Here is a 22,717-nt window from a genome sequence, read left to right as displayed (position 1 = left end):
GGCGCCCTCGGCCTCGATCTCCGGCAGGATGTCGAGCGCCTTGCCGACCCGCTGATCGACGACGTCGCCCAGCCCGGCGCGCTCGATGTTGTCCCGCGCGGCCCTGGCGAAGAGAATTCCCGATTCGATGGTGATCAGCTTTCCGTCCGCCGGCAGTGCCCGTGCCAGCCAGATGGTGCTGTAGCCGCCGAAGGTGCCGATCTCAAGAATCGACCGGGCGCCGCCGATCCGTGCCAGCAGATGGAGCAGCATTCCCTGATTGGGCGCTACCTCGACGTCGGGGAGACCTGCTTCCACGCTCATTTTGGAGGCCTTCTCCAATGCGGGATCGTGCGATATCAGCAGGCCGTTGGTGTACGAGTCGATCGCTGTCCACTGGTCCTGGTTCATGGCTCCTGCTTCGATGAGAAGTGGGCTGGGGGTGCGGTCCACGCATACCGAGAAGATTGAGCAGGGGAAACCATATAGCGATTGCCGGCGGCTGGGGAGCGGTGGTCGCCCGAACATGTCCGCCGCGCCCCGGCCGCCCCGTGTCAGCGGGCGCGGGTCGCGGCGAAGTGGATCAGCGCCCGCATCGTGTCCGGCACCGGGGCCGTGACCGAGGCGCCGAACTCCTGGCCGGCCGAGGGGCCGTCGAGCTCCGCCCGGTGGGTGACGCGCGTGCCCCCGGGGACTCCGGCCAGGTGGTAGGTGAACCGCAGCAGCGTCCCGTCCGGGATGCGCACCTCGGTGGTCAGGGAAGTGCCGGGAACGACGCTGGGGATGGTGAGGTCGGTCGGCGGCAGTCCGTGCAGGTCCAGCGTGCCCCGCACGCCGGGGGCCAGCGGCCCGTCCAGGGTCAGCTCGCGTACCTCCTTGTCCCACTCGGGCCACAGGGCCGGGTCGGCGTAGCAGTCCCAGACGGCGGGCTGCGGCAGGGGCGTTTCGACGCTGTGCTCGTACGTCCACATGGGGAACAACCTCCAGGGGTCGGACCAGTGATCAAGGTCGAACAATGCTAGCCTATGATTGCCATCAGGAAATCAATTGGCGTAGTGTGACGGAAGCGGTGCCGGTACGGCGGGCGGAGGTTGCGAACCATGACGGGCGGGACGAACACGCGATTCGGCGGCGACATCGTTCTCGGTGGCGTCCGGGAGAACAACCTCAAGAGAATCTCGCTGACCATCCCCAAGGGGAAGATCACCGTATTCACCGGCGTATCCGGCTCCGGAAAGTCATCGGTCGTCTTCTCCACGATCGCCGTCGAATCCCAGCGCCAGCTCAACGAGACATTCCCCTGGTACGTGCGCAACCGGCTCCCCCGGTACGAGCGTCCGCGCGCCGAAGTGATGGAGAACCTGTCCACCGCCATCGTCGTAGATCAGAAGCCCATCGGCGGCAATTCGCGCTCGACCGTCGGCACCATGACCGAGGTGCACCCCATTCTGCGGGTGCTGTTCTCGCGTTTCGGGAAACCCTCCGTCGGCCCGTCGAACCTCTACTCCTTCAACGACCCGCACGGCATGTGCGAGAACTGCGAAGGGCTGGGCCGCGTCACGACGGTGGACCTGCACCGGCTGCTCGACGGGAGCCGAACGCTCAACGAGGGCGCCATCGCCTTTCCCTCGTTCGCGGTCGGCACCGCCCAATGGCAGCTGTACGCGGAATCAGGCCTCTTCGACCCCGACAAACCACTGGCGCGCTTCACCGATCAGGAGCGCGAAATCTTCCTGTACGGCGGCGGGTTCCGAGTCGACCGCCGCAGCCGGCACGGCGTCCACAGGAACGAGTACGAGGGAGTGGTCACCCGCTTCACTCGCCGCTACCTCAAACGCGACGCGCACACCCTGAGCGACCGCGACCGGGAGGCCGTGGCCCGGGTCGTCACCGAGGGCCCGTGCCCGGAGTGCGGGGGAGCCCGGCTCAACGCCGCGGCCCTGGGCTCCAGGATCGGTGCGCACAACATCGCCGACTACGCGGCCATGGAGATCCGCGAACTCGTCGAGGTGCTCGCCACCCTCGACGACCCCGTTGCCAAGCCCGTGGCGACCGCGGCCCTCGCCGTACTGCGCCGCATCGAGGCGGTGGGACTCGGCTACCTCAGCCTCGACCGCGAGACGTCCACCGTGTCGGGCGGGGAGGGGCGGAGGCTGAAGATCGTGCGCCACCTCGGCAGCAGCCTCACCGACGTGACGTACATCTTCGACGAACCCAGCGTCGGGCTGCACCCCCGCGACGTGCACCGGCTCAACGAACTGCTCATGGAACTGCGGGACAAGGGCAACACCGTCCTGGTCGTCGAGCACGACCGGCAGGTCATCGCCATCGCCGACCACGTCGTCGACATGGGACCGGGCGCCGGCTCCCACGGCGGACAGGTCGTCTTCGAGGGCACGGCCGAGGGACTGCGCTCCTGCGGCTCCCTCACCGGGCGGCGCCTGCGCGCGGTGTCCGGGCTCGACCGGACACCGCGCACACCCACCGGAGCCCTCACCGTCACCGGGGCCGCCCTGCACAACCTCAAGGACATCACCGTCGACATCCCGACCGGTGCCCTCACCGCGGTCACCGGCGTCGCCGGCTCGGGCAAGAGCACCCTGGTCTCCGGCGTCCTCGCCGCCCGCCACCCCGACGCGGTCGTCGTGGACCAGTCGGCGATCGGCATCTCGCCGCGCTCGACACCGGCCACCCACGTGAACGTCATGGACACCATCCGCAAGCTGTTCGCCCGTGCCAACGGGGTCGACGCGGGAATGTTCAGCTTCAACTCCACCGGCGGCTGCCCCAAGTGCAACGGCCGCGGCGTCATCGAGAACGACCTCGCCTTCCTGGACCCCGTCACCACGACCTGCGAAGTCTGCCGGGGCCGGCGCTACCGGGACGAGGTCCTCGACCACCGCCTGCACGGCCGCGACATCGTCGAGACCCTGAACCTCACCGTCGAGGAGGCGCTCGACCACTTCACCGAACGCGCCGTGCTGAGCAGACTGGCGCCGCTCCACGAGGTCGGACTTCCCTACCTCACCCTCGGGCAGCCGCTGTCCACCCTGTCCGGCGGCGAACGGCAACGCCTCAAGCTCGCCGGCCGGCTGCACGATTCGGGCGGCCTCCACATCTTTGACGAGCCGACGACCGGTCTGCACATGGCCGACGTCGACACACTGCTCGCCCTTCTCGACCGGCTCGTCGACGGCGGCAACACCGTCGTCGTGATCGAGCACGACCTGGACGTGATCAAGCACGCCGACTGGATCATCGACCTCGGCCCCGGCGCCGGCCGGCACGGCGGCCGCGTCGTCTTCGAAGGAACCCCGGAACAACTGACCACCGCCCGGGGTTCGTTCACCGCCGACTACCTCAGAAAAGACCTCGCCCAGGCCACCGCACGGTACTGACCCGCACCAGGCACACATTCACACGAACGAGGAGAGACGGCCCGATGGCAGAACCCACACAGACCGAGGTCCGCCAAGCCCTGGACAACGGACTGGAGGGCCTGAAGACACCCCGGAAAGTGATCGTCGTCGGAGCCGGTCTCGCGGGCCTCGCGATCGCCCACGAACTCACCCGACGCGGCAGCGACGTCACCGTGCTGGAGGCGAGCGACCGCCCCGGCGGGCGCGCGTACACTCTGCGCGCCCCGTTCGCGGACGGCCTGTACGCCGAGGCCGGCGCGATGACGGTGACCCCCTACTGCCACTACGCGATGCACTACATACGGGAGTTGGGCGTCGCACTGGAGACGTCGGACCTGGTCGACACGGACTTCTCCTACTTCGCCGGCGGACGGTTCGCCGGTACCGACCCCGCCTCGCTGAACGGCCTCGGACTGCCACTGAACGACCGGGAACGGCGGATGAGCGCCGAGGAGATGGTCGACTGCTACGTGCAGGCCGTCTGCCGGGAACTCCAGCCGGAGATAGCCGCCCCCGAATGGCGGGTGACCGAGCGCATGGCCCCCTACGACCTCCGTTCGGTCCACCAGGTCCTCCGCGAACGCGGCGCGTCCGACGCGGCGATCGACCTCATGGAGCCCTACTTCCTCGAAATGCGGGGTGGGGACCTCAAATCTGCCTCGGCCCTGGCCTGGCTGAGGCACGAGGCGAGCCCGCACTCCCTGGTCAAGGCGGATCCCAGGTGGTCGAAGATCAAGGGCGGCACCGACCAGTTCCCGCGCGCCTTCGCCGAGCGTCTCCAGGACCACATCCACTACCGCAGGACGGTGGTGCGGGTGGAACAGGACGACACCACGGCCCGGGTGACCTTCACGGACCAGGGCCGGCTCCAGACGATGGAGGCCGACCGGGTCGTCCTCACGGTGCCGTTCAGCGTCGCCCGGCACATCGACTTCTCCGACGCCCGGTTGAGCGACGCCAAGCACGACGCGATACGCCGGCTCAAGTACTCCTCGATCGTGCGGGTGTACCTCCAGATGCGGCGCAAGTTCTGGAAGGACGCCAACGCCAGCTACTCCACCGACCTCCCGGTGCGATGGGTCCGCGACGCGACTCCCCACACGGAGGGACCGCGCAGGATCGTGGAGTGCCTGATCACGGGCTGGCGGGCCAAGGCCGTCGCCGCGATGGGCGACGAGGAACGACTGCGGTTCGTCCTCGACCAGATCGAGCAGCCGCTGCCCGGCGCCCGGGAGCACTTCGAGACCGGCACCTCCGTCGTCTGGGACAGCCGGCCCCACGCCGAGGGCGCGTACATCCTCCCCGAGACCGGCCACAACGCCCTCATGCCGGCCATCCGCAAGCCCGAGGGACGGGTCCACTTCGCCGGTGAGCACGCCGCCTTTGAACCCAACGGGGGATCGATGACGTTCGCGCTGGAGTCCGCCGTGCGCACCGTCGTCGAACTCGACCGCGTGGCAGGCGCCTGACCGGAGCCTGCCGCGCCGGGCACGGACCGGCCCCCTCCCCGGTCCGTGCCGCTCCTTTGCCCCACCCGTATCGCCTCTCCCCGCCCCGACCACCACTCTTCCGGCCCGCACCACGTCTTTCGCCCGTACCGCTGCTTCGCCACACCGACAGGAGGCTCAGCGTGACCAGCTTCACCGACATCGTGGAACTCACCAGCAGAGGAGGACGGGAGGTCCACGAGCAGACCGACCGGCTGCGCGCCGCCGGACCCGCCGTGCGCGTGAGGATGCCCGAGGGCGTCACCGCCTGGTCCGTCACCCGGGGCGAGGTGGCGAAATTCCTGCTCACCCACCCCGAGGTCTCCAAGGACGCCCGCAGGTCCTGGCCCGACTACGAACCGGGCGCCATAGCCTGGCTCAACCCCTGGGTCGACATCGTCTCCATGCTCACCTCCGACGGCACGGACCACCAGCGACTGCGCAAACTGGTGGGCAAGGCGTTCACCCCGCGCCGCATAGACGACCTCCGCCCGGCGATCGAGGCCACCGTCCTCGAACTCCTCGACGCCCTGGACGGCGCCGAAACCCCCGGCACGCCGACCGACCTGCGTGCCGCCTTCGCCCTGCTGCTCCCGACCCGGGTCATCTGCGACCTCTTCGGCGTCCCGGACGGCCAGCGCCCCGCGATGCTGAGCGCCCTGGAGGCATCGCTGGAGACGGACGTCACGCCGCAGGAGGCGGCGGCGACCCGGGACGGCCTGTCCGCCGCGATGCACGCCCTCATCGACCACAAGCGCCGCACCCCGGGCGACGACATGACCAGCGTGCTGCTCGCCACCCACGAGGAGGACGGAGACCATCTCAGCGAGGAGGAACTGATCTCCACGCTGATCAACATGGTCGGCGCGGGCTCGCAGACCACCGCAGCCGTCATCGACCACGCGGTGTGCGAACTCCTCACCCGCCCCGACCAGTTGGCCACCGCGATCGAACAGCCCAATCGCTGGGACGACGTGGTCGAGGAGACCCTGCGCCTGCATGCGCCGATCATGCACCTGCCGCTCCGGTACGCCACCGCCGACATCGACCTCGGCGAAGGCGTCGTGGTGGGCAAGGGCGAACTCATCGTGATCAGCTTCGCCGCACACGGCCGGGACCCCGGCGTCCACGAGGCGCCCGACAGCTTCGCGATCGACCGGGAGGACAAGGCCCACCTCGCCTTCGGCCACGGCGTCCACTACTGCATCGGCGCCCCGCTCACCAGGCTGGAGGCCAAGATCGCCCTCCCGGCGCTCTTCGCCCGCTTCCCCGAGCTCTCCCTCGCCGCCGACGTGACGGAACTGGAGCCGAAGACCTCCTTCATCGACAACGACTACCGGACCCTGCCCGTCCACCTACGGCAGCCGACCGGCCGGTGAACGACGCGGCGCGCCACCGGGCACCGACACGTTCCCGACCCGCCTGATGAGGAGACCCGACGTGCACATCGCCGTCACCGGTTCGATCGCCACCGACCATCTGACGGTCTTCCCCGGACGATTCGCCGATCAGCTGATCCCGGGACAACTCGACCACGTTTCCCTGTCGTTCCTCGCCGACACCCTGGAGGTACGACGCGGGGGAGTGGCGGCCAACATCGCCGTCGGCCTCGCCCGGCTGGGCCTGCGCCCGCTCCTCGTCGGCGCGGCCGGCAAAGACTTCGACGACTACGACGCGTGGCTGCGGAAGACCGGCGTGGACTCACGGGCGGTACGGATCAGCGAAACCCTGCACACCGCCCGCTTCATGTGCACCACGGACGCCGACCACAACCAGATCGCCACCTTCTACGCCGGCGCGATGGCCGAGGCCAGACACATCACCATCGCCTCGCTCGACGAACACGCAGGCCGGCCCGAACTGGTCGTGATCGCCCCCAACGACCCCGAGGCCATGCTGCGCCACACCGCTGAATGCCGGGAGATCGGTCTGCCGTTCGCCGCCGATCCCTCCCAGCAACTGGCGCGGCTCGACCGGGAGGAGACCCGCAGCCTGGTGGAGGGTGCCGAGTTCCTGTTCACCAACGAGTACGAGGCAGCCCTGCTGCGGGAACGGACGGGCTGGACCGATTCCCAGGTGCTCGCGCGCTGCGGCACCTGGGTCACCACCCGGGGCGCCGACGGCGTGACCGTCCTGCGGGAGAACCGGCCGGAGCTGCGCGTCGGCGCGGTGCCGACCGCGGCGGCCCACGACCCCACCGGGGTCGGCGACGCCTTCCGGGCAGGCTTCCTGGCCGGTGTCGCCTGTCGGCTCCCGCTGGAGAACGCCGCCCGACTCGGCTGCGGGCTGGCCACCTCGGTACTGGAATCGGTCGGCCCCCAGGAGTACGAGCTCGACCCGGTGGTTCTCCTGCGCCGGATCAAAGCCACCTACGGCCGGTCCGCGGCGTCCGGGGTCGAACCGTTCCTGACGGATCTGTGACGGCGGTACAGAACCAGGACGCGGCGGTGGTTGATGCCCACCCGCATCGAGCAGGCAGCGGTCGGGACGTAGCCGATACGCACGTCGGAGGCCGTTCTCCCATCCCCGGGAGAGCGGCCTCTCGCGCGTCCGGGGGCGTGGTGGTCGCAGTGCGACCGCGATGTCCGCGACGTCCGTGAACGGACGAGCCCGCTCTCGCAGGCCGGTGGAACCGCCGCGTCGCACGACGGCACGAGCGGCCCCACCTGCCCGGACCCTGCGGCGCCGCACCGGACGTGGCGCCGGCGGACGGAACCCACGGCTGCGGTGTCGGTGTGCTGGGCTATCCTTCCCGCCACCGCACACCGACTGTAGGGACCACGAGAATTGACCGGCCTGACTGCTTTTCCGCTGCCCTTTCACGCTTCCCGTTCCATAGCGTTCGCGACCCCCCGAACGCTGCGGGAACTGCAGATGATGCAGTGCAGCGCGCACATTCGGTCGAAGCCGGCGTGGTTCGACAAGATGAACGATGCCGACATCGTCGCCAGGTGGACGCAGGAAGCCCTCGCCCAGGGCCTCACCGAGGCGCAGGTTCGATATGTGCTTGCCGAACTCGTGCACTACGCCGCGTCGCGGGACGGACGAACCGGTATCGAGGTGTCCGCCGTCGACGGGGTGTGGCAGTCGGACACACTGGTCGACGACGAGCTCGGATCCCGGCTGCGCGAGGCGGTTCGGGTCCTGGAACAGGTCCCCGAAGCGGAATGGGACTGGCACCCCGGATCCGACGGCCAGGTACTGGACCTGGTTCATCCCTCACTGTTCTGCCTGGTGCGAGAGGCGAGTGGCGCGCCCGAGCGGGCTTGGCGGAACCCGACGGACCGCTACTCGAAGTACGAGTTCTCGGAGAAGTTCCAGTGGCTGCCCACGGATGTCGACGTCAGTGACGACGGCGATGTCGCCTTCCGTTCGTACGTCAACAACGTCCACCCCGAGAGCCATCGTGAACTGGCCCGCGTCCTGCCGGACTTGTTCGCGCGCATGCGCCCGCTGCTGGAGAACGTGCTCACCGATCTGCGCCACCCGCGGCCCCTGCGGATCGAGGCCGACCCGTACGGGTGGTACCACTCGGAACCGGAGTTTCCGGACAAGTCTGCCTACAGTGATGACGCGGCCCACGCAGAAGCCGTCGGCGCATGGGAATCGGCTCTGGACGACTGGTGGGAGAACCGCCGTCCGGTCGTCCCGGACGCCCCGGCCTTCATCCCGTCCGAGTCGCCCGACGAATCCGCCCGGGTCGACCTGCGAGGACGCCGGCTCCAGGTCATCGTCAAGATCGCCACCGTTCATCTCACCCCGGACAAGCCCGAGTACCCGGGCGGTTCCTGGCATGTCGAGGGGATGCTGAACGAGCGGATCGTCTCGACCGGCATCTACTACTGGGACAGCGAGAACATCACCGAAAGCCGGCTGAGCTTCCGGGCCGCACTCGACGACCCGGACTACGAACAGAACGACGACAACGGTCTGCGCGAGGTCTACGGCCTGGAGAACGAAGACGCGCTGAACCAGATGCTGGGCTCGGCGTCGACGCCGGCGGGTCGGTGCCTGGCGTTCCCGAACATCCTGCAACACCGCGTCGGCTCGTTCCGCCTCGTGGACCCCACCCGCCCGGGACACCGCAAGATCCTTGCGTTCTTCCTGGTCGACCCGTCGGAAAAGATCGTCTCGACATCCGATGTGCCACCGCAGCAACCGTGGTCCGAGACCTCGACCATGACGCTTGAACAGGCTGAGAACTACCGCGAACAGCTCATGCAGGAGCGCAAGTTCTTCGTCGACGAACACAACGATCAGCTCTACGAGCGGGAATTCTCCCTCTGCGAGCACTGAGACTCTTCCGCCCCGTCGTGCCGACCGGGCGGAAACACGAGCAGGAGGCCGTTCTCCCACCCTGGGGGAACGGCCTCTCGCGTCTGCCGCAACGGGGGCCGGGCGGGCGTCAGCTGCCGAAGCCCAGGCCGAGGCGGTCCAGGGTGCGCAGCCACAGGTCGCGGCGGCCCTCGTTGCGGTCGGCGCGGGCGAGGGAGCGCTGGGTGAGGCCGATGCCGAGCGAGCGGACAGGCTCGGGAGGGAAGGGCAGCGGCTTGCGGCGTACGAGGTCGAGGGCGGTGCGTTCGGTGTACTCGCCGGCCAGCAGGTCCAGCATCACTTCGGCGCCGAAGCGGGTGGCGCCCACCCCGAGTCCGGTGAAGCCGGCGGCGTAGGCGACCTTGCCGTGGTGACTGGTGTCGAAGAAGGCGCAGAAGCGGGTACTGGTGTCGATGGCGCCGCCCCACGCGTGGCTGAAGCGGATGCCCTCCAACTGCGGGAAGGTGCGGAAGAACTGGCGTGCCAGGGTGGCGTACGTCTCGGGGCGCCGGTCGTGCTCGGCGCGGACCCGGCTGTGGTGCACGACGTCGTATCCGCCCCACAGGATCCGGTTGTCGGCGGAGATCCGCACGTAGTGGAAGTGGTTGGCTGGGTCGGCCCAGCCCTGCCGGTTGCGCCAGCCCAGCGATGCGAGCTGCTGCTCGCCGAGCGGCTCGGTCATCAGCGCGTAGTCGTACACGGGGACGGTGTACATGCGGTGGCGGCGGACCAGGGAGGGATAGGCGTTGGTGGCGAGGGCGACCCGGTGGGTGGTGATCCGGCCGAAGGGGGTGCGCACCGAGACGACGGCACCGTGCTCGTCCAGGGAGAGGGCCGGAGTGCGCTCGTGGATGCGGACGCCGAGGTCGAGGCAGGCGCGCTTCAGGCCCCAGGCGAGCCGTGCCGGGTTGACCATGGCGACGTCGCTCTTGTTCCAGACGGCGCCGAGGAACGTCGGGGAGTCGATCTCGGCGCGGGTGGCGTCGGCGTCCAGGACGGTGGTCGTGGCGCCGTACCGGGCGGCCGTCTCGGCCTCCTCGGCGAGCCATGCGACCTGGTGGGGCTCGGTGGCGACGACGAGGGAGCCGGTGCGCTCCCAGTCGCAGTCGACGGAGTGACGCGCGAGGGTGTCCTCCATGGCCCGGAGGTTCTCGCGGCCGAGGCGTTCGAGGGTGCCGATCTGGTCCGGCCAGCGGGCGAGCCCATTGGCGAGTCCATGGGTGAGGCTCGACTCGCAGAAGCCACCGTTGCGACCCGAGGCGGCGCCGCCCGCAACGTCGGCCTCGACGAGGACGACATCGGCGGAGGGGTCGCGCTCCTTGGCGACCAGGGCGGTCCACAGGCCGGTGTAGCCGCCGCCGACGACCAGCAGGTCACAGGTGGTGGAGCCGACGAGGCAGGGGGTGGCCCCGGGGCTGCGCGGATCGTCGAGCCAGAACGGGGTCGAAACGGCGTCCCGGAGTGAGAGCAGGGGGTCCATGGGGCTTCCTTCGAGTGGTGGAGGAGCCCGGGCGCGGGGGCTCCTTCCGAGGTGCCGCCCATGAGAACCTGACGCGCGGAACAAGGTCAATGACGTTGACATAAGCGAGCTCCACTGCCCTTTCGGGCCGCCACGGGCCTGTCCCCTCCGGCCGCTACCGCCCCGCGTCCGGGTGCAGGGCCGCCGCGGCCATCAGCGTCAGCTCCAGGGCGAAGGGGTAGCCGCTGTCGCGCATGTCGGCGGCCAGGAGCGGATAGGTCGCCGCGATGTTCGGATGGGTGTCGGCGGGGAGGCGGCCGTAGACGGCGTGCCAGACCTCGGCGTCCGCCGCCGCCAGCGGGGGCCGGGCCGTCGCGGCGGCGTCCTGCGCGGCGAAGGCGAGCGCCTGGTCGACGAAGGAGTGGTAGATCCGCACGGCCAGGGCGTCGGGGAAGCCGCCGTCGCGAAGGATCCCGAGGATGGTCTCGACGGCCCGGGTCTCGTGCGGGCGGCCGGTGGTCCGGTGCGCGGCGAGCAGCGCGGCCTGGGGCTGGGTGAGATAGGAGGCGTGGATGCGCAGCCCCATCGAACGCAGGTCCTCCCGCCAGGCGCCGGTGGCCGTCCAGCCCTCCTGGGCGCGGCCGATGAGCTCGTCGGCAAGGGCGAGGAGCAGCGCGTCGGTGTTGCGGAAGTAGCGGTAGAGCGCGGTGGGATCGGCGCCGAGTGCGGCGCCGAGTCTCCGTACCGAGAGGGCACCGGCGCCGTGCTGCTCGACGAGGCGCAACGCGGTCTCGACGATGAGCCGTTCGGAGAGGACGGCGCCCTGTTTGGTCGGGCGGCTGCGCTGTCTACGGCCTTCGGGCACCACGCGTTCGGACATGGCGGGGACCTTACGTCAACGCCATTGACGTGTAAACGGCCGGCGGGCTTCCATGACGCCCGTCACCCGTCCGGCGCATCCGAACGCAAGGGAGCCGACGCATGCCCCATGCCGATCTGGTCTTCACCGAAGGCCCCGTCCTCACCATGGATCCGGCCCGTACCCGGGCGAGTTCGCTCGCGGTCCGCGGGGAGCGGATCACGGCCGTCGGCCACGACGAGGTACGGGAACTGATCGGGCCCGGAACGGAGGTGGTGGACCTCACGGGGAAGCTGCTGCTGCCCGGTTTCCAGGACTCCCACGTCCACGCGGTGGGCGGGGGGAGCGAGCTGGCCGAGTGCGATCTGACCGAGATCGTCGACGCCGGTGCGTACCTGGAGCGGATCCGGGACTACGCGGACACGCACCCCGAACGGGAGTGGATCACCGGCGGCGGCTGGTCGATGGAGAGCTTCGCGGGCGGGCTGCCGACCCGTCGACTGCTGGACTCGGTGGTGCCGGACCGGCCGGTGCTCCTCGCGAACCGGGACCACCACGGGGCATGGGCCAACACCCGGGCCCTCGAACTGGCGGGTCTGTCCGCCGCCACCCCGGACCCCGCCGACGGGCGGATCGAGCGGGAGGCGGACGGCTTTCCGAGCGGCATGCTCCAGGAGGGCGCCACGGCCCTGGTGTCGCGGCTGGTGCCGGCGAGCACCCCGGCGGACCGGCTCGCGGGTCTGCTGCGGGCGCAGAAGCTACTGCACTCGCTCGGGATCACCGGCTGGCAGGACGCGCTGCTCGGCTCCTTCAACGGCATGGCGGACCCCTCGCAGGCCTATCTGGCCGCCGCGCGGGACGGTTCGCTGACCGCCCGGGTGTCGGGTGCGCTGTGGTGGGACCGGGAGCGTGGTGCCGAGCAGATCCCCGAACTGGTCGCCCGTCGCGAGGATTTCACCTACGGACGGTTCCGGGCCGGGTCGGTGAAGATCATGCAGGACGGGATCGCGGAGAACTTCACGGCCGCGCTGACCACCCCGTACCTGGACGGCTGCGGCTGCGCCACGGCCAACAGCGGACTGAGCTTCGTCGATCCGCAGGCGCTGCGCGGCCATGTGACCGCGCTGGACGCCCTGGACTTCCAGGTCCACTTCCACGCGCTCGGTGACCGCGCGGTACGTGAGGCGCTCGACGCGATCGGGGCCGCCGTGGCCGCCAACGGGCGGCGCGGCAACCGGCACCACCTGGCCCACCTCCAGGTCGTCCACCCCGACGACCTGCCCCGGTTCGCGGCGCTCGGTGCCATCGCGAACATCCAGCCGCTGTGGGCGGCGCACGAGCCGCAGATGGACGAGCTGACCATCCCGTTCCTGGGCCCCGAACGCGCCGGCTGGCAGTACCCCTTCGGCGGTCTGCTCCGGTCCGGGGCGACGCTGGCCGCGGGCAGTGACTGGCCGGTCTCCAGCCCGGATCCGCTCGCGGGCATCCATGTCGCCGTGAACCGCCGCGAGCCCGGGTCCGACGACGACCGGGTGTTCCTGCCCGGACAGCGCATCGACCTCCTCTCGGCGATCGCCGCCTACACCGCCGGTTCCTCGCACGTGAACCGGCTCGACGACGCCGGCAGCCTCCTGCCCGGCAACCTGGCCGACCTCGTGGTGCTCGACCGGGACATCCTGGCGGCACCCCCGGAGGAGATCGCCGAGGCCCGGGTGGAGCGCACCTATGTGGGCGGCGAACTGGTGCACGGCGGCTGAGGGTGCCGTACCGAGGAGGCGCGTACGTCGAGGCGGACCGGTACGAGCACCCCGCCGGTCTCCCTCTGCCCGTGCTCCAGAACGGCCACCAGGAGTTCGATCCCGGCCTCGGCGACCGCGTCGGGGCGCAGGCTGAGCGTGGTCACCGGCGGCCCGGTGTGCACGGCGGCCTCGTCCTCGCTGACACAGGCGAGGAGCAGGTCGCCGGGGACGTCGTAGCCGAGGCGGCGGGCCGTGTCCAGAACGAGGGGCGGGCTGGCCTCGGCGACCAGCAACAGGGCGTCGGGGCGCTCCGGCCCGGCCGTCAGGGCGGTCTCGACGGCCCGGACGACCGGTCCGTTGCCCGGTTCCGCGGCGCGTACGGCCAGTTCCGGCAGCCCGTGTGCCGTACACCAGTCGTGGTGCGCGGCGAACACCTCGCGGTGGAAGCGGGTGGTGCTGTCGGGGACGACCAGGGCGGGACGCCGGGCGCCCTGGGCCAGGAAGTGGTCCAGGGTCTGCCGGACGGCGGCGGCCGCGTCGACGTCCACCCAGTGGGCCTCCGGCCGGTCCTCCACGGACCGGTCGCTGAAGACCGGGATGCGGGCGGCGAGCAGGTCGTCCACGATCCGGTCGTCGGCGACGGGGTCGGCGACGATCACGGCGTCCAGCGGCAGCGCGGACCACTCGCTCTGCAGGGAGCCGGCGGGCAGCAGCACCACCGCGTAGCCCCGCCCGAGCGCGGTGGCGGCGGTGGCGCCGGTGAGCCGGGCGAAGTACGGCGACTCCAGGAAGGTCCAGGGGGTGTCGGCCAGTTCACCGACCACGTAGCCGATCAGCCGGGCCCGTCCCGCGCGCAGCTGGCGTGCGGTGGCGTTGGGCCGGTAGCCCATCGCACGCGCGGTCTCGCGGGCCCGCTCCCGCACTTCGGGGGAGAGCCTGCCGGTGCCGTTGAGCGCCGCCGAGACGGTGGTCTTGGACAGGCCCGCCTCGCGGGCCACATCGACGAGACGGACGCGCGGGGCGGGCGGCGCGGTCCGCCCTGGCCGCGGGAGTGGTTGCCGTTTCCGTGGCGAGGGCGGTCCGCCGAGCCCTGGAGCTTCAGTCATGGGAGCGATGCTGCCATCCCCCCGACCTCTGCAGAACCGTTCCCGCAAAGTCGGCCCAAGCCTTGTGCGGGAACGTTCCCGCATCAATACTCGCTCCATCCCCCAGTGCCCGTCACTACACCCGTAAAGGGGTGGGTCTGCATGCGCATGCCCAGATTCATCACATTCGCCTGTACCGCCGTGCTCGCGGCCTCCCTCGCCGCCTGCTCCGGCGCCACCCGGCCCCGGGCCGGCACCGGCGGCGGTGCCGGCTACGAGGTCACCCCGACCTCACCGCCCGCCCGGGGCGCCCTGGACTCCTTCACCTGGTCCCTGTACGCCGAGCCGTACACCCTCGACTACGCCCTCGCGTACGACTACCCGCCGAACACCGTGCTCGCCAACGTCTGCGAGCAGCTGCTGCGGGTCACCCCCGACCTGAAGATCGAGCCCGGCCTCGCGGTCAAGTGGGCGCAGCCCGATCCGCGCACCCTCGTCTACACCCTGCGGCCCGGCGTGAAGTTCCACGACGGCACCACGATGACCGCGGACGACGTCGTCGCCTCCCTCAGGCGTCAGATGGATCCGGCCACCGGCTCCCCCTGGGGTTCGTCCTTCAAGAACGTCCACTCCGTCGAGAGGACCGGCCCCCTGGAGGTGACGATCCGCCTGGACAAGCCCGACATCCTCTTCCACGAGCTCATGGCCGCCTCTCCCGGAACCGTCGTGAGCGCCGCCTCCCTTGCAGAGGAGGGCAAGGACTACGGCACCGCGAAGGGCCGACTGAACTGCACCGGCCCCTTCGCCCTGGAGAAGTGGGCCCAGGGCGACAGCATCACACTGCGCAAGAACCCGGCGTACTGGGACAAGAAGCTCGCCCCGAAGTCCCGGTCCGTGAAGTTCACCTTCATCGAGGACGCGTCCGCCCGCTCCAACGCCTTCCTGTCCGGCACCGCCGACGGCGGCTACATGATTCCCTCCACCTCCCTCGCCCAACTGCGCGGCAGCGGCAAGGGATCGGTCCTCTTCGGCCCCAACACCGCGGCCGCGGACCTCGCCGTCCTGGACTTCCACGGCCCGCTCGGCGACCTCAAGGTCCGCAGGGCCCTGTCCATGGCGCTCGACCGCAAGAACATCATCAAGGCGGCGGCCGGCGGCGTCGGCGTCCCCGCCAAGGCCCCCGCCGCGCGCGGCGCCTGGGCGCTCGTCCCGGAGAAGACCGCCACCCTGTACGACACGCTGCCCGAGCCCGCCCACGACATCGAGGGCGCCAGGAAACTCGTCCGGGAGGCCGGTGCCGAAGACCGCTCGATCACCGTCGTGACCAGCTCGCTCGCACCCGAGATCAGCGTGGTGGCCAACGCGGTGCAGGCGGCCGGCCGCCGGATCGGCCTGGACGTCGAGCTGAAGACCGTCGCCCCCGACGCGTACAGCAGCATCTTCGTCGACCCGGAGGCCCGCCGGGGGCTCGACCTGGTCATCACCAACGGTTACGACAACACGCCCGACCCGCTGGAGTTCTACCAGTACCTGCGCACCGGCGACTTCGGGAACTACGGCAACTGGTCCGACGCCGGCTTCGACGCCGCGTTCGACCGGGCCAACTCCGAGCCGGATCCGGGCAGGCGCGCCGAACTCACCGCGAAGCTCCAGGAGATCGCCATGCGCGAGCTGCCCATCATTCCCGTGTACGAGGCGCCGTACTCGGTCTTCCTCGGCAAGCGGATCACCGGCGCCCCCACCGGCATCGCCCAGCTCTACTACCCGTGGGCCGCGACGATCGGGGCCGCACAGAAATGACCCGCTTCCTCGCCGGACGGCTGCTGGGCATGGCCGCGGTGCTGTTCGTGACCTCCCTCGTGGTCTTCGGCACGATCCACCTGGCCCCCGGCGACCCCGTGACCTTCCTGCTCCACGGCCGCCCCGCCACCCCCGAGGCCGTGGCGGCCCTGCGCGCCGAGCACCACCTCGACGACCCCCTCGTGACGCAGTACGGCAAGTGGCTCGGTGACGTCCTGAGCGGCGACCTCGGCCGCTCCGCCCAGTACCACCAGGACGTCACCGCGCTCCTCGGCTCCCGGCTGCCCGGCACCGCGCTCCTCGTCGGCTACGCGGCCCTGCTCGTCGCAGCCCTCGGGGTGAGCGCCGGAATTCTCGCGGCGCTGCGCCCCGGCCTCCTCGACCGGGCGGTGCTGATCGGTACGGGCGTGGCCACCGCCACCCCGTCCTTCGTCACCGCGATCGTGCTCGTCTCCCTCTTCTCGGTCCAGCTCGTCTGGTTCCCCGGGCCGGGCGGCGGCGCCGCGGAGGGGCTGGGAGCCCGGCTCCACCAGCTCACCCTTCCGGCCTTCGCCCTCGCCCTGACCTTCGCGGGCCTGCTGGCCCGGGTCACCCGCTCCGCGATGCTCGACGAACTCGGCCGCGAGCACGTCGAGGTGGCACGCGCCCGGGGCGTGGCCGGCCGGACGGTGGTCCGCCGGCACGTGCTGCGCAACGCGCTCGGCCCGGTCGTCACCGTCGGCGGCACCATGCTCGCCGGACTGCTCATCAGCACCTCGATCGTCGAGACCGCCTTCGACGTGCCCGGGCTCGGATCGCTGCTCGTGCAGTCGGTCACCGCCCAGGACTTCGCCGTGGTCCAGGCGATCACCCTGCTCAGCGTGGCGGTCTTCGTACTCGTCAACCTCGCGGTCGACCTGCTCGCCCCGCTCATGGACCCCCGTCTCTCTCCCGGGGAAGGTTCCTCATGACCACCACCCTCACCCCGGCGCCGTACCGCAGGCCGGGCCTGCGCGGACTGCGCCTGTTCGGCCAGGGACCGCTGTTCGCGGTCTCGGTCGCGGTGCTCGCCGCGCTCGTCCTGGTCGCCGTGCTCGCACCTGTCCTCGCCCCGTACGATCCCGAGGCACTCGACCTCTCCGCGAGCCTCGTCGGCACCACCGGCGACCACCTCCTGGGCACCGACCAGTCGGGGCGCGACATCCTCTCCCGGGTCGTCCACGGCGCCCGTACCGGGCTGCTCGGACCGCTGCTGGTGGTCGCCGTCTCCACCCTGCTCGGCATGCTGCTCGGCGTGGTGGCCGCCTGGCGGGGCGGCTGGGCGGACGCGGTCCTGTCCCGCTCGATGGACCTCGTCTTCGCGATCCCGGGACTGCTGCTCGCCATTCTCCTCGTCTCCGTCGTCGGCTCCGGCATGACCGCACCCGTCATCGCCATGGCCGTCGCCTACACCCCGTACGTGGGGCGGCTGGTGCGCGGCATCGCCCGGCAGGAGAAGGAGCGGCCGTACATCGAGGCGTACGTGGTGCAGGGCTGGTCCGGCTGGACGGTCTGCGTCCGCCACCTCCTGCCGAACATCGCACCGACCGTCCTCGCCCAGTCCGCGATGAACTTCGGGTACGCGCTGATGGACCTCGCGGCACTGTCCTTCCTCGGCTTCGGCGTCCAGCCGCCGACCGCCGACTGGGGCGCCATGATCAACGAGGGTCAGGGGGCCGTCCTTCAGGGCGCGATGCTCCCGACGCTCGCGCCGTCCACGTGCATCGTGCTCGCGGTCGTCGCGTTCGGAATCGTCGGCGAGGGACTCGCCGACCGCATCGCGCGGCGGGAGAGGTGAACGCCATGACCACGACTTCGACCACGCCCGTCCTGGAGATCGACGGACTGGGGGTGAGGCTCCCGGACGGCCGGGCCGCCCGTCCCCTCCTGGACGGGGTGAGTCTGACGGTACGGCCCGGGGAGACCGTCGGCCTGGTCGGTGAGTCCGGCTCCGGGAAGTCGGTCGCCTGCCGCAGCGTCCTCGGGCTGCTGCCCCGGGGCGCCCGCACCAGCGGTCAGGTCCGGGTCTTCGGACGCGACGTGCTGGGCATGCGCCCGAAGGAGCTGGCCGCGCTCCGGGCCCGCGAGGTCGCCATGGTCTTCCAGGACCCGCGCGCCTCCGTCAACCCGCTGCGCAGGGTGGGCGACTTCCTCACCGAGGGGCTGCGGGCCTCGGGCACCCCGGCCGACCGGGCCACCGCGCGCGCCCTGGAGCTCCTCGAAGCCGTCGGCATCCGCGACCCCCGGGGCGCCCTGCGTCGCTACCCGCACCAGTTCTCCGGCGGAATGCTCCAGCGGGTCGTCATCGCCGCCGCCCTCGCCGCCGAGCCGGCCCTGCTCCTCGCCGACGAACCCACCACCGCACTGGACGTCACCACGCAGGCCGAGGTGATCGCGATCCTGGCCCGGCTGCGTGCCGAGCGCGGCACCGGCATGCTCTTCGTCACCCACGACCTGGAACTCGCCTCGGCGGTCTGCGACCGGATGTACGTGATGTACGCCGGCCGGATCGTCGAGACCCGCTCCACCGACGAGCTCTTCGACCGGCCCCGCCACCCCTACACGGCGGGGCTCCTCGCCTCCACCCCACGCATCGAGGCAGGCGCCCCCGCACCCCGGCCCGTCCCGGGCAGGCCGGTATCGCTCGCCGAGAACCCGCCCGGCTGCGCCTTCGCCGCCCGCTGCCCGCACGCGGTGCCGCGCTGCACCGAGGAACGGCCCGAACCGGCGACGCACGGCGAGGGCCTGGCCGCGTGCCACCGCGCCGAGGAAGGAATCACACTGTGACGAAAGGACTGGTGGTCGAGGGGCTGCGCAAGCGGTACGGGCAGCACACCGCGGTCGACGGAGTGTCGTTCACACTCCCGCCGGGCGGATCGCTCGCGATCGTCGGCGAGTCCGGCAGCGGAAAGACGACGACGGTCCGCATGCTCGTGGGCCTGGAGCGCCCGGACGGCGGCACGGTCCGGCTGGACGGCCGGGACCGCTCGGCCCGCGCCCGCGGCCGCGCCGAACGGCTCGCCCGGGCCCGGTCGGTCCAGATGGTCTTCCAGGACCCCTACCTCTCCCTCGATCCGCGGGTGACGGTCAGCGGCTGCCTGGACGAGGTGCTGAGACTCCACACCGGTCTGGACGGGACCGCGCGCCGGGCCCGGGTCGCCGAACTCCTCGACCAGGTCGGGCTGGGGGCCCGCGAGTCGGCGGCCCTGCCGCGCGGGCTGTCCGGCGGGCAGCGCCAGCGCGTGGCGATCGCGCGAGCGCTCGCGGTGGAGCCCCGGGTACTGATCCTGGACGAGGCGGTCGCCGCGCTCGACGTGTCGATCCAGGCCCAGATCCTCGAACTGCTGCGTGAGATCCGCGGCCAGGCCGGGATCGGCTACCTCTTCGTGACCCACGACCTGGCGGTCGTCCGGCACATCGCGGACGAGGTGCTCGTGCTCAGATCGGGCGCGGTGATGGAGTCGGGCCCCGTGGACCGGGTGCTCGACACGCCGGAACACCCCTACACCCGGCTGCTGTTGAACTCGGTGCCCAGGCGCGGCGGTCCGCCGGGCGGAGAGCGCTGAGGGCGGGCCCGGGCGAGGGACCGCCGAAACCGTTGTGCGGGACCGTCGTGCGCGCGGTCCCGCCGGCCGGCCCGGACGACTGCGCAGGCTGACGGGGCCGAATCCCCGACTACCGTGTCCCTCAGTCAACTTGACACCGTAGTGATCGCCGATCAGCCGTCCGGAAACGGGAGTACGGATGGGGCTGGACGATGTCCTGGCGCAGTTGACCTTCCGGGAACGTTTCACCCGCAAGCGGGTGCGCTTCGAGCGCAGATACGGTGCGCTCGTCGTTCAGGCCGAGGGTGCGCCCGCCCCCGTCGGGCAGTGGCTCGGTGCCCTGCTCCAGGGCGACCCGGGATCCGGCAGTCCCTCCGTCACCATCCGCTACGCCGCCCCGGCGCACCCCGACGCGTGGTCCATGGAGCTGCGGAAGTGGCGGCAGGGCCCGAAGCACAAGGGACGGCAGCCGCCGCTGTACCTCAGGGAGGCTGCGGACGCGCTGGACGCACCGCGGCAGAGCATTACGGACCAGACCGGGACCATCGGCGACGTGTACCTCGACGACGGGCGCACCATCGTGACGTACGACGTCGTCCTCACCGCCTCCACGGCACTGGCGCGAGCGGTCCGCACCAGTGGCCGGGAAGCGCCCTCGGCCGACCGGGCGCGCACCCGCGCGGGAGGACGACTGCGTGATCCCGGCGCATCCTGGACCGCCATGTGCGGCCGGACCGGCCCCGCCCGCGAACGGGAGGGGCCGGCACGGTCGTCACCCGGCCGCTGTCCCGGGGAGGACCGGGTTCGGCGCCGGAGCGTAGCCGGTGGGGCGGGTGGTGAACGTTCCCCGGCCCCGGGTCCGGCCGCGCAGCCGGGTCGCGTAGCCGAACAGCTCGGCCAGCGGCACGGTCGCCGTGATCACCGCGGTGCCGGCCCGCGCGGCCGAGCCGGAGACCCGGCCGCGTCTCGCGGCCAGATCGCCGAGGACTCCGCCCACGGCGTCGTCGGGCACGGTGACGGTGACCTCGGCCACCGGCTCCAGCAGCACCATCGCACCCGCCCGCAACGCCGCACGGAGCGCGAACCGGCCGGCCGTGCGGAACGCCATCTCCGAGGAGTCCTTGGAGTGGGTGGCTCCGTCGGTCAGGGTGACCCGCAGTCCGGTCACCGGATGCCCGCCGAGCGGACCCTCGGCCAGTGCGTCCCGGCAGCCGGCCTCCACCGCCCGCACGTACTCCTGCGGCACCCGGCCACCGACGACGGTCGACCGGAACACGAAGTCGGGCCCATCGTCCGCACCGCCTTCACCGGTGGATCCCAACGGCTCCGTGTCGATGACGACATGGGCGAACTGCCCGGCGCCACCGTCCTGTTTCACATGCCGGTACACCAGCCCGGACACCCCGCGGACGACCGTCTCCCGGTACGCCACCTGCGGCCTGCCGACACCGATCTCCAGCTCGTGCGCACGCCGGATCTTCTCCACCGCGACCTCCAGATGCAGTTCCCCCATTCCCGACAGCACCGTCTGCCCGGTCTCGGGGTCGGTGCGGACCGCCAGTGAGGGATCCTCCTCGACCAGCCGCGCCAGCGCCGTCACCAGGCGCTCGGTGTCCGTGCGCCTTTGGGCCTCGACCGCCACCGAGACGACCGGTTCGGCCGCGGTGGGCGGTTCGAGTACCAGCGGCGCCGCAGGGGCACACAGGGTGGCTCCCGCGCGGGCCGCCTTCGGCCCGATCACCGCGACGATGTCCCCGGCCACCGCCGTGTCGACGTCCGTGTGACGCCCGGCCTGCACACGCAGGATCCGCCCGACGCGTTCGTGGCGCCGCGCGCCCGCGTCCAGCACCGTGTCCCCCTTCCGGACCGTTCCCGAATACACCCGCAGACAGGTCAGCCGGCCGGTGGCCGTCGAGTTCACCTTGAACACCAGCGCGGCGAACGGCGCCGCCGGATCGGCGGGCCGCTCCTGCACCACGCCGTCCAGGGTGCCGCGCACCGGCGGCACGTCCAGCGGAGAGGGCAGGTAGGCCACCACGGCCTCCAGGAGCGGCTCGATGCCGCGGTTGCGGTAGGCCGAACCGCACAGCACCACAACACCTTCGCCGCTGCGGGTCAGGTCGCGGAGCGCGGCCCGCAGCGTCTGCTCACGGACCGAGGACCGCGCGCAGAACTCCTCCAGCGCCGCCGGATGGAGCTCCGCCGCCGTCTCCTCCAGCAGCCGTCTGCGCCGCAGCGCCTCCTCGCGCAGCGCATCGGGTACCGGCCCCTCCTCGAACGCGCCGTCGTCGGCCCAGAGCAGCGCCCGCATGCGCAGCAGATCCACCACTCCGCAGAAGCCCTCCTCGCTCCCGATCGGCAGTTGGACCACCAGCGGGACGGTGTGCAGCCGGTCCCTGATCGACGAGACCGCCGTGTCGAGGCCGGCCCCGGCACGGTCCAGCTTGTTGACGAAGGCGATCCGAGGCACCCCGTGCCGGTCGGCCTGCCGCCACACCGACTCGCTCTGCGGCTCGACGCCGGCGACTGCGTCGAACACCGCGATCGCGCCGTCGAGTACCCGCAGCGAGCGCTCCACCTCGTCGGAGAAGTCGACATGGCCGGGGGTGTCGATCAGGTTGATCCGGTGACCGTCCCACGAACAGCTCACCGCGGCGGCGAAGATGGTGATCCCGCGGTCGCGTTCCTGGGAGTCGAAGTCGGTGACGGTCGTCCCGTCGTGGACCTCGCCCTGTTTGTGGACGGCGCCGGTGAGATAGAGGATCCGCTCGGTGACGGTGGTCTTGCCGGCGTCGACATGGGCGAGGATGCCCAGGTTGCGGACGTCGGTCGGCGGACTGGTGGGTCGACGGTGCAGTTCGGTACGCACGGCCCGTGGCCTTTCGGAAGTCTTCCGGAACGGGAGGGCGCGATTCCCGGACGAACCGGCCGGTGACCGGGCCGGGTACAGACCTCCGCGACGGTGTGTCACACCTGCGGGTGATCGCCCGGCCGAATCGACGCCGGGCGCTGC

At 71.2% G+C, this 22,717-nt stretch carries 17 protein-coding genes; 11 read left to right on the top strand and 6 right to left on the bottom strand.

The genetic code is table 11. From position 1 onward, the window contains the following. Nucleotides 1-390: O-methyltransferase (locus AADR41_RS24395; RefSeq protein WP_342283532.1), on the bottom strand; the 390-nt coding region annotated here is incomplete at its 3' end. Between the two features lie 143 nt (nucleotides 391-533). Then, nucleotides 534-950, bottom strand: a complete 417-nt coding sequence (locus AADR41_RS24390) for an SRPBCC family protein (RefSeq protein ID WP_342283530.1) — start codon at nucleotides 948-950, stop codon at nucleotides 534-536. Nucleotides 951-1,079: 129 nt separating this feature from the next. On the opposite strand from AADR41_RS24390, the gene AADR41_RS24385 reads away from it, so the two are divergent. From AADR41_RS24385 to AADR41_RS24365, 5 genes are all read left to right on the top strand, one after another. Further along, complete coding sequence (locus tag AADR41_RS24385) at nucleotides 1,080-3,377, top strand: excinuclease ABC subunit UvrA (protein WP_342283529.1); 2,298 nt, start codon at nucleotides 1,080-1,082, stop codon at nucleotides 3,375-3,377. 44 nt (nucleotides 3,378-3,421) lie between these two features. Beyond that, nucleotides 3,422-4,867 carry a flavin monoamine oxidase family protein gene (locus AADR41_RS24380; RefSeq protein WP_342283528.1) on the top strand — a complete coding sequence of 482 codons (1,446 nt, stop codon included), beginning with the start codon at nucleotides 3,422-3,424 and terminating at the stop codon, nucleotides 4,865-4,867. A gap of 161 nt (nucleotides 4,868-5,028) precedes the next feature. Beyond that, nucleotides 5,029-6,264 carry a cytochrome P450 family protein gene (locus tag AADR41_RS24375; RefSeq protein ID WP_342283527.1) on the top strand — a complete coding sequence of 412 codons (1,236 nt, stop codon included), beginning with the start codon at nucleotides 5,029-5,031 and terminating at the stop codon, nucleotides 6,262-6,264. 61 nt (nucleotides 6,265-6,325) lie between these two features. Further along, nucleotides 6,326-7,306, top strand: a complete 981-nt coding sequence (locus tag AADR41_RS24370; protein WP_342283526.1) for a carbohydrate kinase family protein — start codon at nucleotides 6,326-6,328, stop codon at nucleotides 7,304-7,306. 366 nt (nucleotides 7,307-7,672) lie between these two features. Beyond that, nucleotides 7,673-9,181, top strand: coding sequence for a DUF4246 domain-containing protein (locus AADR41_RS24365; protein ID WP_342283525.1), 1,509 nt, complete (start codon nucleotides 7,673-7,675; stop codon nucleotides 9,179-9,181). 109 nt (nucleotides 9,182-9,290) lie between these two features. On the opposite strand, the gene AADR41_RS24360 is transcribed toward AADR41_RS24365, so the two are convergent. Continuing rightward, the gene (locus AADR41_RS24360) at nucleotides 9,291-10,679 is read right to left on the bottom strand and encodes an NAD(P)/FAD-dependent oxidoreductase (protein ID WP_342283524.1); all 1,389 of its coding nucleotides are present in this window, start codon (nucleotides 10,677-10,679) and stop codon (nucleotides 9,291-9,293) included. A gap of 154 nt (nucleotides 10,680-10,833) precedes the next feature. Next, entirely contained in the window at nucleotides 10,834-11,538 is a 705-nt protein-coding gene (locus AADR41_RS24355) for a TetR/AcrR family transcriptional regulator (RefSeq protein WP_342283523.1), read from the bottom strand. A gap of 101 nt (nucleotides 11,539-11,639) precedes the next feature. Here AADR41_RS24355 and AADR41_RS24350 point away from each other — a divergent pair, with 101 nt between their 5' ends. Next, the gene (locus tag AADR41_RS24350) at nucleotides 11,640-13,274 is read left to right on the top strand and encodes an amidohydrolase (RefSeq protein ID WP_342283522.1); all 1,635 of its coding nucleotides are present in this window, start codon (nucleotides 11,640-11,642) and stop codon (nucleotides 13,272-13,274) included. Here the strand turns inward: AADR41_RS24350 and AADR41_RS24345 are convergent. Then, nucleotides 13,241-14,362 carry a LacI family DNA-binding transcriptional regulator gene (locus AADR41_RS24345; RefSeq protein WP_342283521.1) on the bottom strand — a complete coding sequence of 374 codons (1,122 nt, stop codon included), beginning with the start codon at nucleotides 14,360-14,362 and terminating at the stop codon, nucleotides 13,241-13,243. The genes AADR41_RS24350 and AADR41_RS24345 overlap by 34 nt on opposite strands. A gap of 141 nt (nucleotides 14,363-14,503) precedes the next feature. Between AADR41_RS24345 and AADR41_RS24340 the strand changes: the two genes are divergently transcribed. Genes AADR41_RS24340 through AADR41_RS24320 form a run of 5 tightly spaced genes read left to right on the top strand, consistent with a single transcriptional unit; the run spans nucleotide 14,504 to nucleotide 19,725 of the window. Then, the gene (locus AADR41_RS24340) at nucleotides 14,504-16,141 is read left to right on the top strand and encodes an ABC transporter substrate-binding protein (protein ID WP_342283520.1); all 1,638 of its coding nucleotides are present in this window, start codon (nucleotides 14,504-14,506) and stop codon (nucleotides 16,139-16,141) included. Further along, complete coding sequence (locus AADR41_RS24335) at nucleotides 16,138-17,091, top strand: ABC transporter permease (protein ID WP_342283519.1); 954 nt, start codon at nucleotides 16,138-16,140, stop codon at nucleotides 17,089-17,091. The genes AADR41_RS24340 and AADR41_RS24335 overlap by 4 nt, the downstream gene beginning before the upstream one ends. Further along, complete coding sequence (locus AADR41_RS24330; protein ID WP_342283518.1) at nucleotides 17,088-17,957, top strand: ABC transporter permease; 870 nt, start codon at nucleotides 17,088-17,090, stop codon at nucleotides 17,955-17,957. The genes AADR41_RS24335 and AADR41_RS24330 overlap by 4 nt, the downstream gene beginning before the upstream one ends. 5 nt (nucleotides 17,958-17,962) lie before the next feature. After that, a complete protein-coding gene (locus AADR41_RS24325) occupies nucleotides 17,963-18,946 on the top strand; it encodes an ABC transporter ATP-binding protein (protein ID WP_342283517.1) in 984 nt (327 codons plus the stop codon). Beyond that, nucleotides 18,943-19,725 (top strand): ABC transporter ATP-binding protein, encoded by a 783-nt coding sequence (locus tag AADR41_RS24320; protein WP_342283516.1) that lies wholly within the window; start codon nucleotides 18,943-18,945, stop codon nucleotides 19,723-19,725. Before AADR41_RS24325 ends, AADR41_RS24320 begins: the two co-directional genes overlap by 4 nt. A gap of 751 nt (nucleotides 19,726-20,476) precedes the next feature. On the opposite strand, the gene fusA is transcribed toward AADR41_RS24320, so the two are convergent. Continuing rightward, on the bottom strand, nucleotides 20,477-22,573 hold the full coding sequence (gene fusA, locus AADR41_RS24315; RefSeq protein ID WP_342283515.1) for an elongation factor G: 2,097 nt from the start codon (nucleotides 22,571-22,573) through the stop codon (nucleotides 20,477-20,479). Nucleotides 22,574-22,717 lie beyond the last annotated feature (144 nt).

Source organism: Streptomyces sp. CLV115, from assembly GCF_038448545.1.
GTDB lineage: Bacteria > Actinomycetota > Actinomycetes > Streptomycetales > Streptomycetaceae > Streptomyces > Streptomyces sanglieri.
Note: the sequence above shows the minus strand (reverse complement) of the source record. Positions and strands in the feature narration are given on the sequence as shown.

Coding starts and splice junctions, on each gene's coding strand:
- AADR41_RS24330 (WP_342283518.1), top strand. CDS start 17,088: ATGACCACCACCCTCACCCCGGCGCCGTACCGCAGGCCGGGCCTGCGC.
- AADR41_RS24355 (WP_342283523.1), bottom strand. CDS start 11,538: ATGTCCGAACGCGTGGTGCCCGAAGGCCGTAGACAGCGCAGCCGCCCG.
- AADR41_RS24390 (WP_342283530.1), bottom strand. CDS start 950: ATGTGGACGTACGAGCACAGCGTCGAAACGCCCCTGCCGCAGCCCGCC.
- AADR41_RS24335 (WP_342283519.1), top strand. CDS start 16,138: ATGACCCGCTTCCTCGCCGGACGGCTGCTGGGCATGGCCGCGGTGCTG.
- AADR41_RS24345 (WP_342283521.1), bottom strand. CDS start 14,362: ATGACTGAAGCTCCAGGGCTCGGCGGACCGCCCTCGCCACGGAAACGG.
- AADR41_RS24350 (WP_342283522.1), top strand. CDS start 11,640: ATGCCCCATGCCGATCTGGTCTTCACCGAAGGCCCCGTCCTCACCATG.
- AADR41_RS24385 (WP_342283529.1), top strand. CDS start 1,080: ATGACGGGCGGGACGAACACGCGATTCGGCGGCGACATCGTTCTCGGT.
- AADR41_RS24325 (WP_342283517.1), top strand. CDS start 17,963: ATGACCACGACTTCGACCACGCCCGTCCTGGAGATCGACGGACTGGGG.
- AADR41_RS24380 (WP_342283528.1), top strand. CDS start 3,422: ATGGCAGAACCCACACAGACCGAGGTCCGCCAAGCCCTGGACAACGGA.
- AADR41_RS24360 (WP_342283524.1), bottom strand. CDS start 10,679: ATGGACCCCCTGCTCTCACTCCGGGACGCCGTTTCGACCCCGTTCTGG.
- AADR41_RS24340 (WP_342283520.1), top strand. CDS start 14,504: ATGCGCATGCCCAGATTCATCACATTCGCCTGTACCGCCGTGCTCGCG.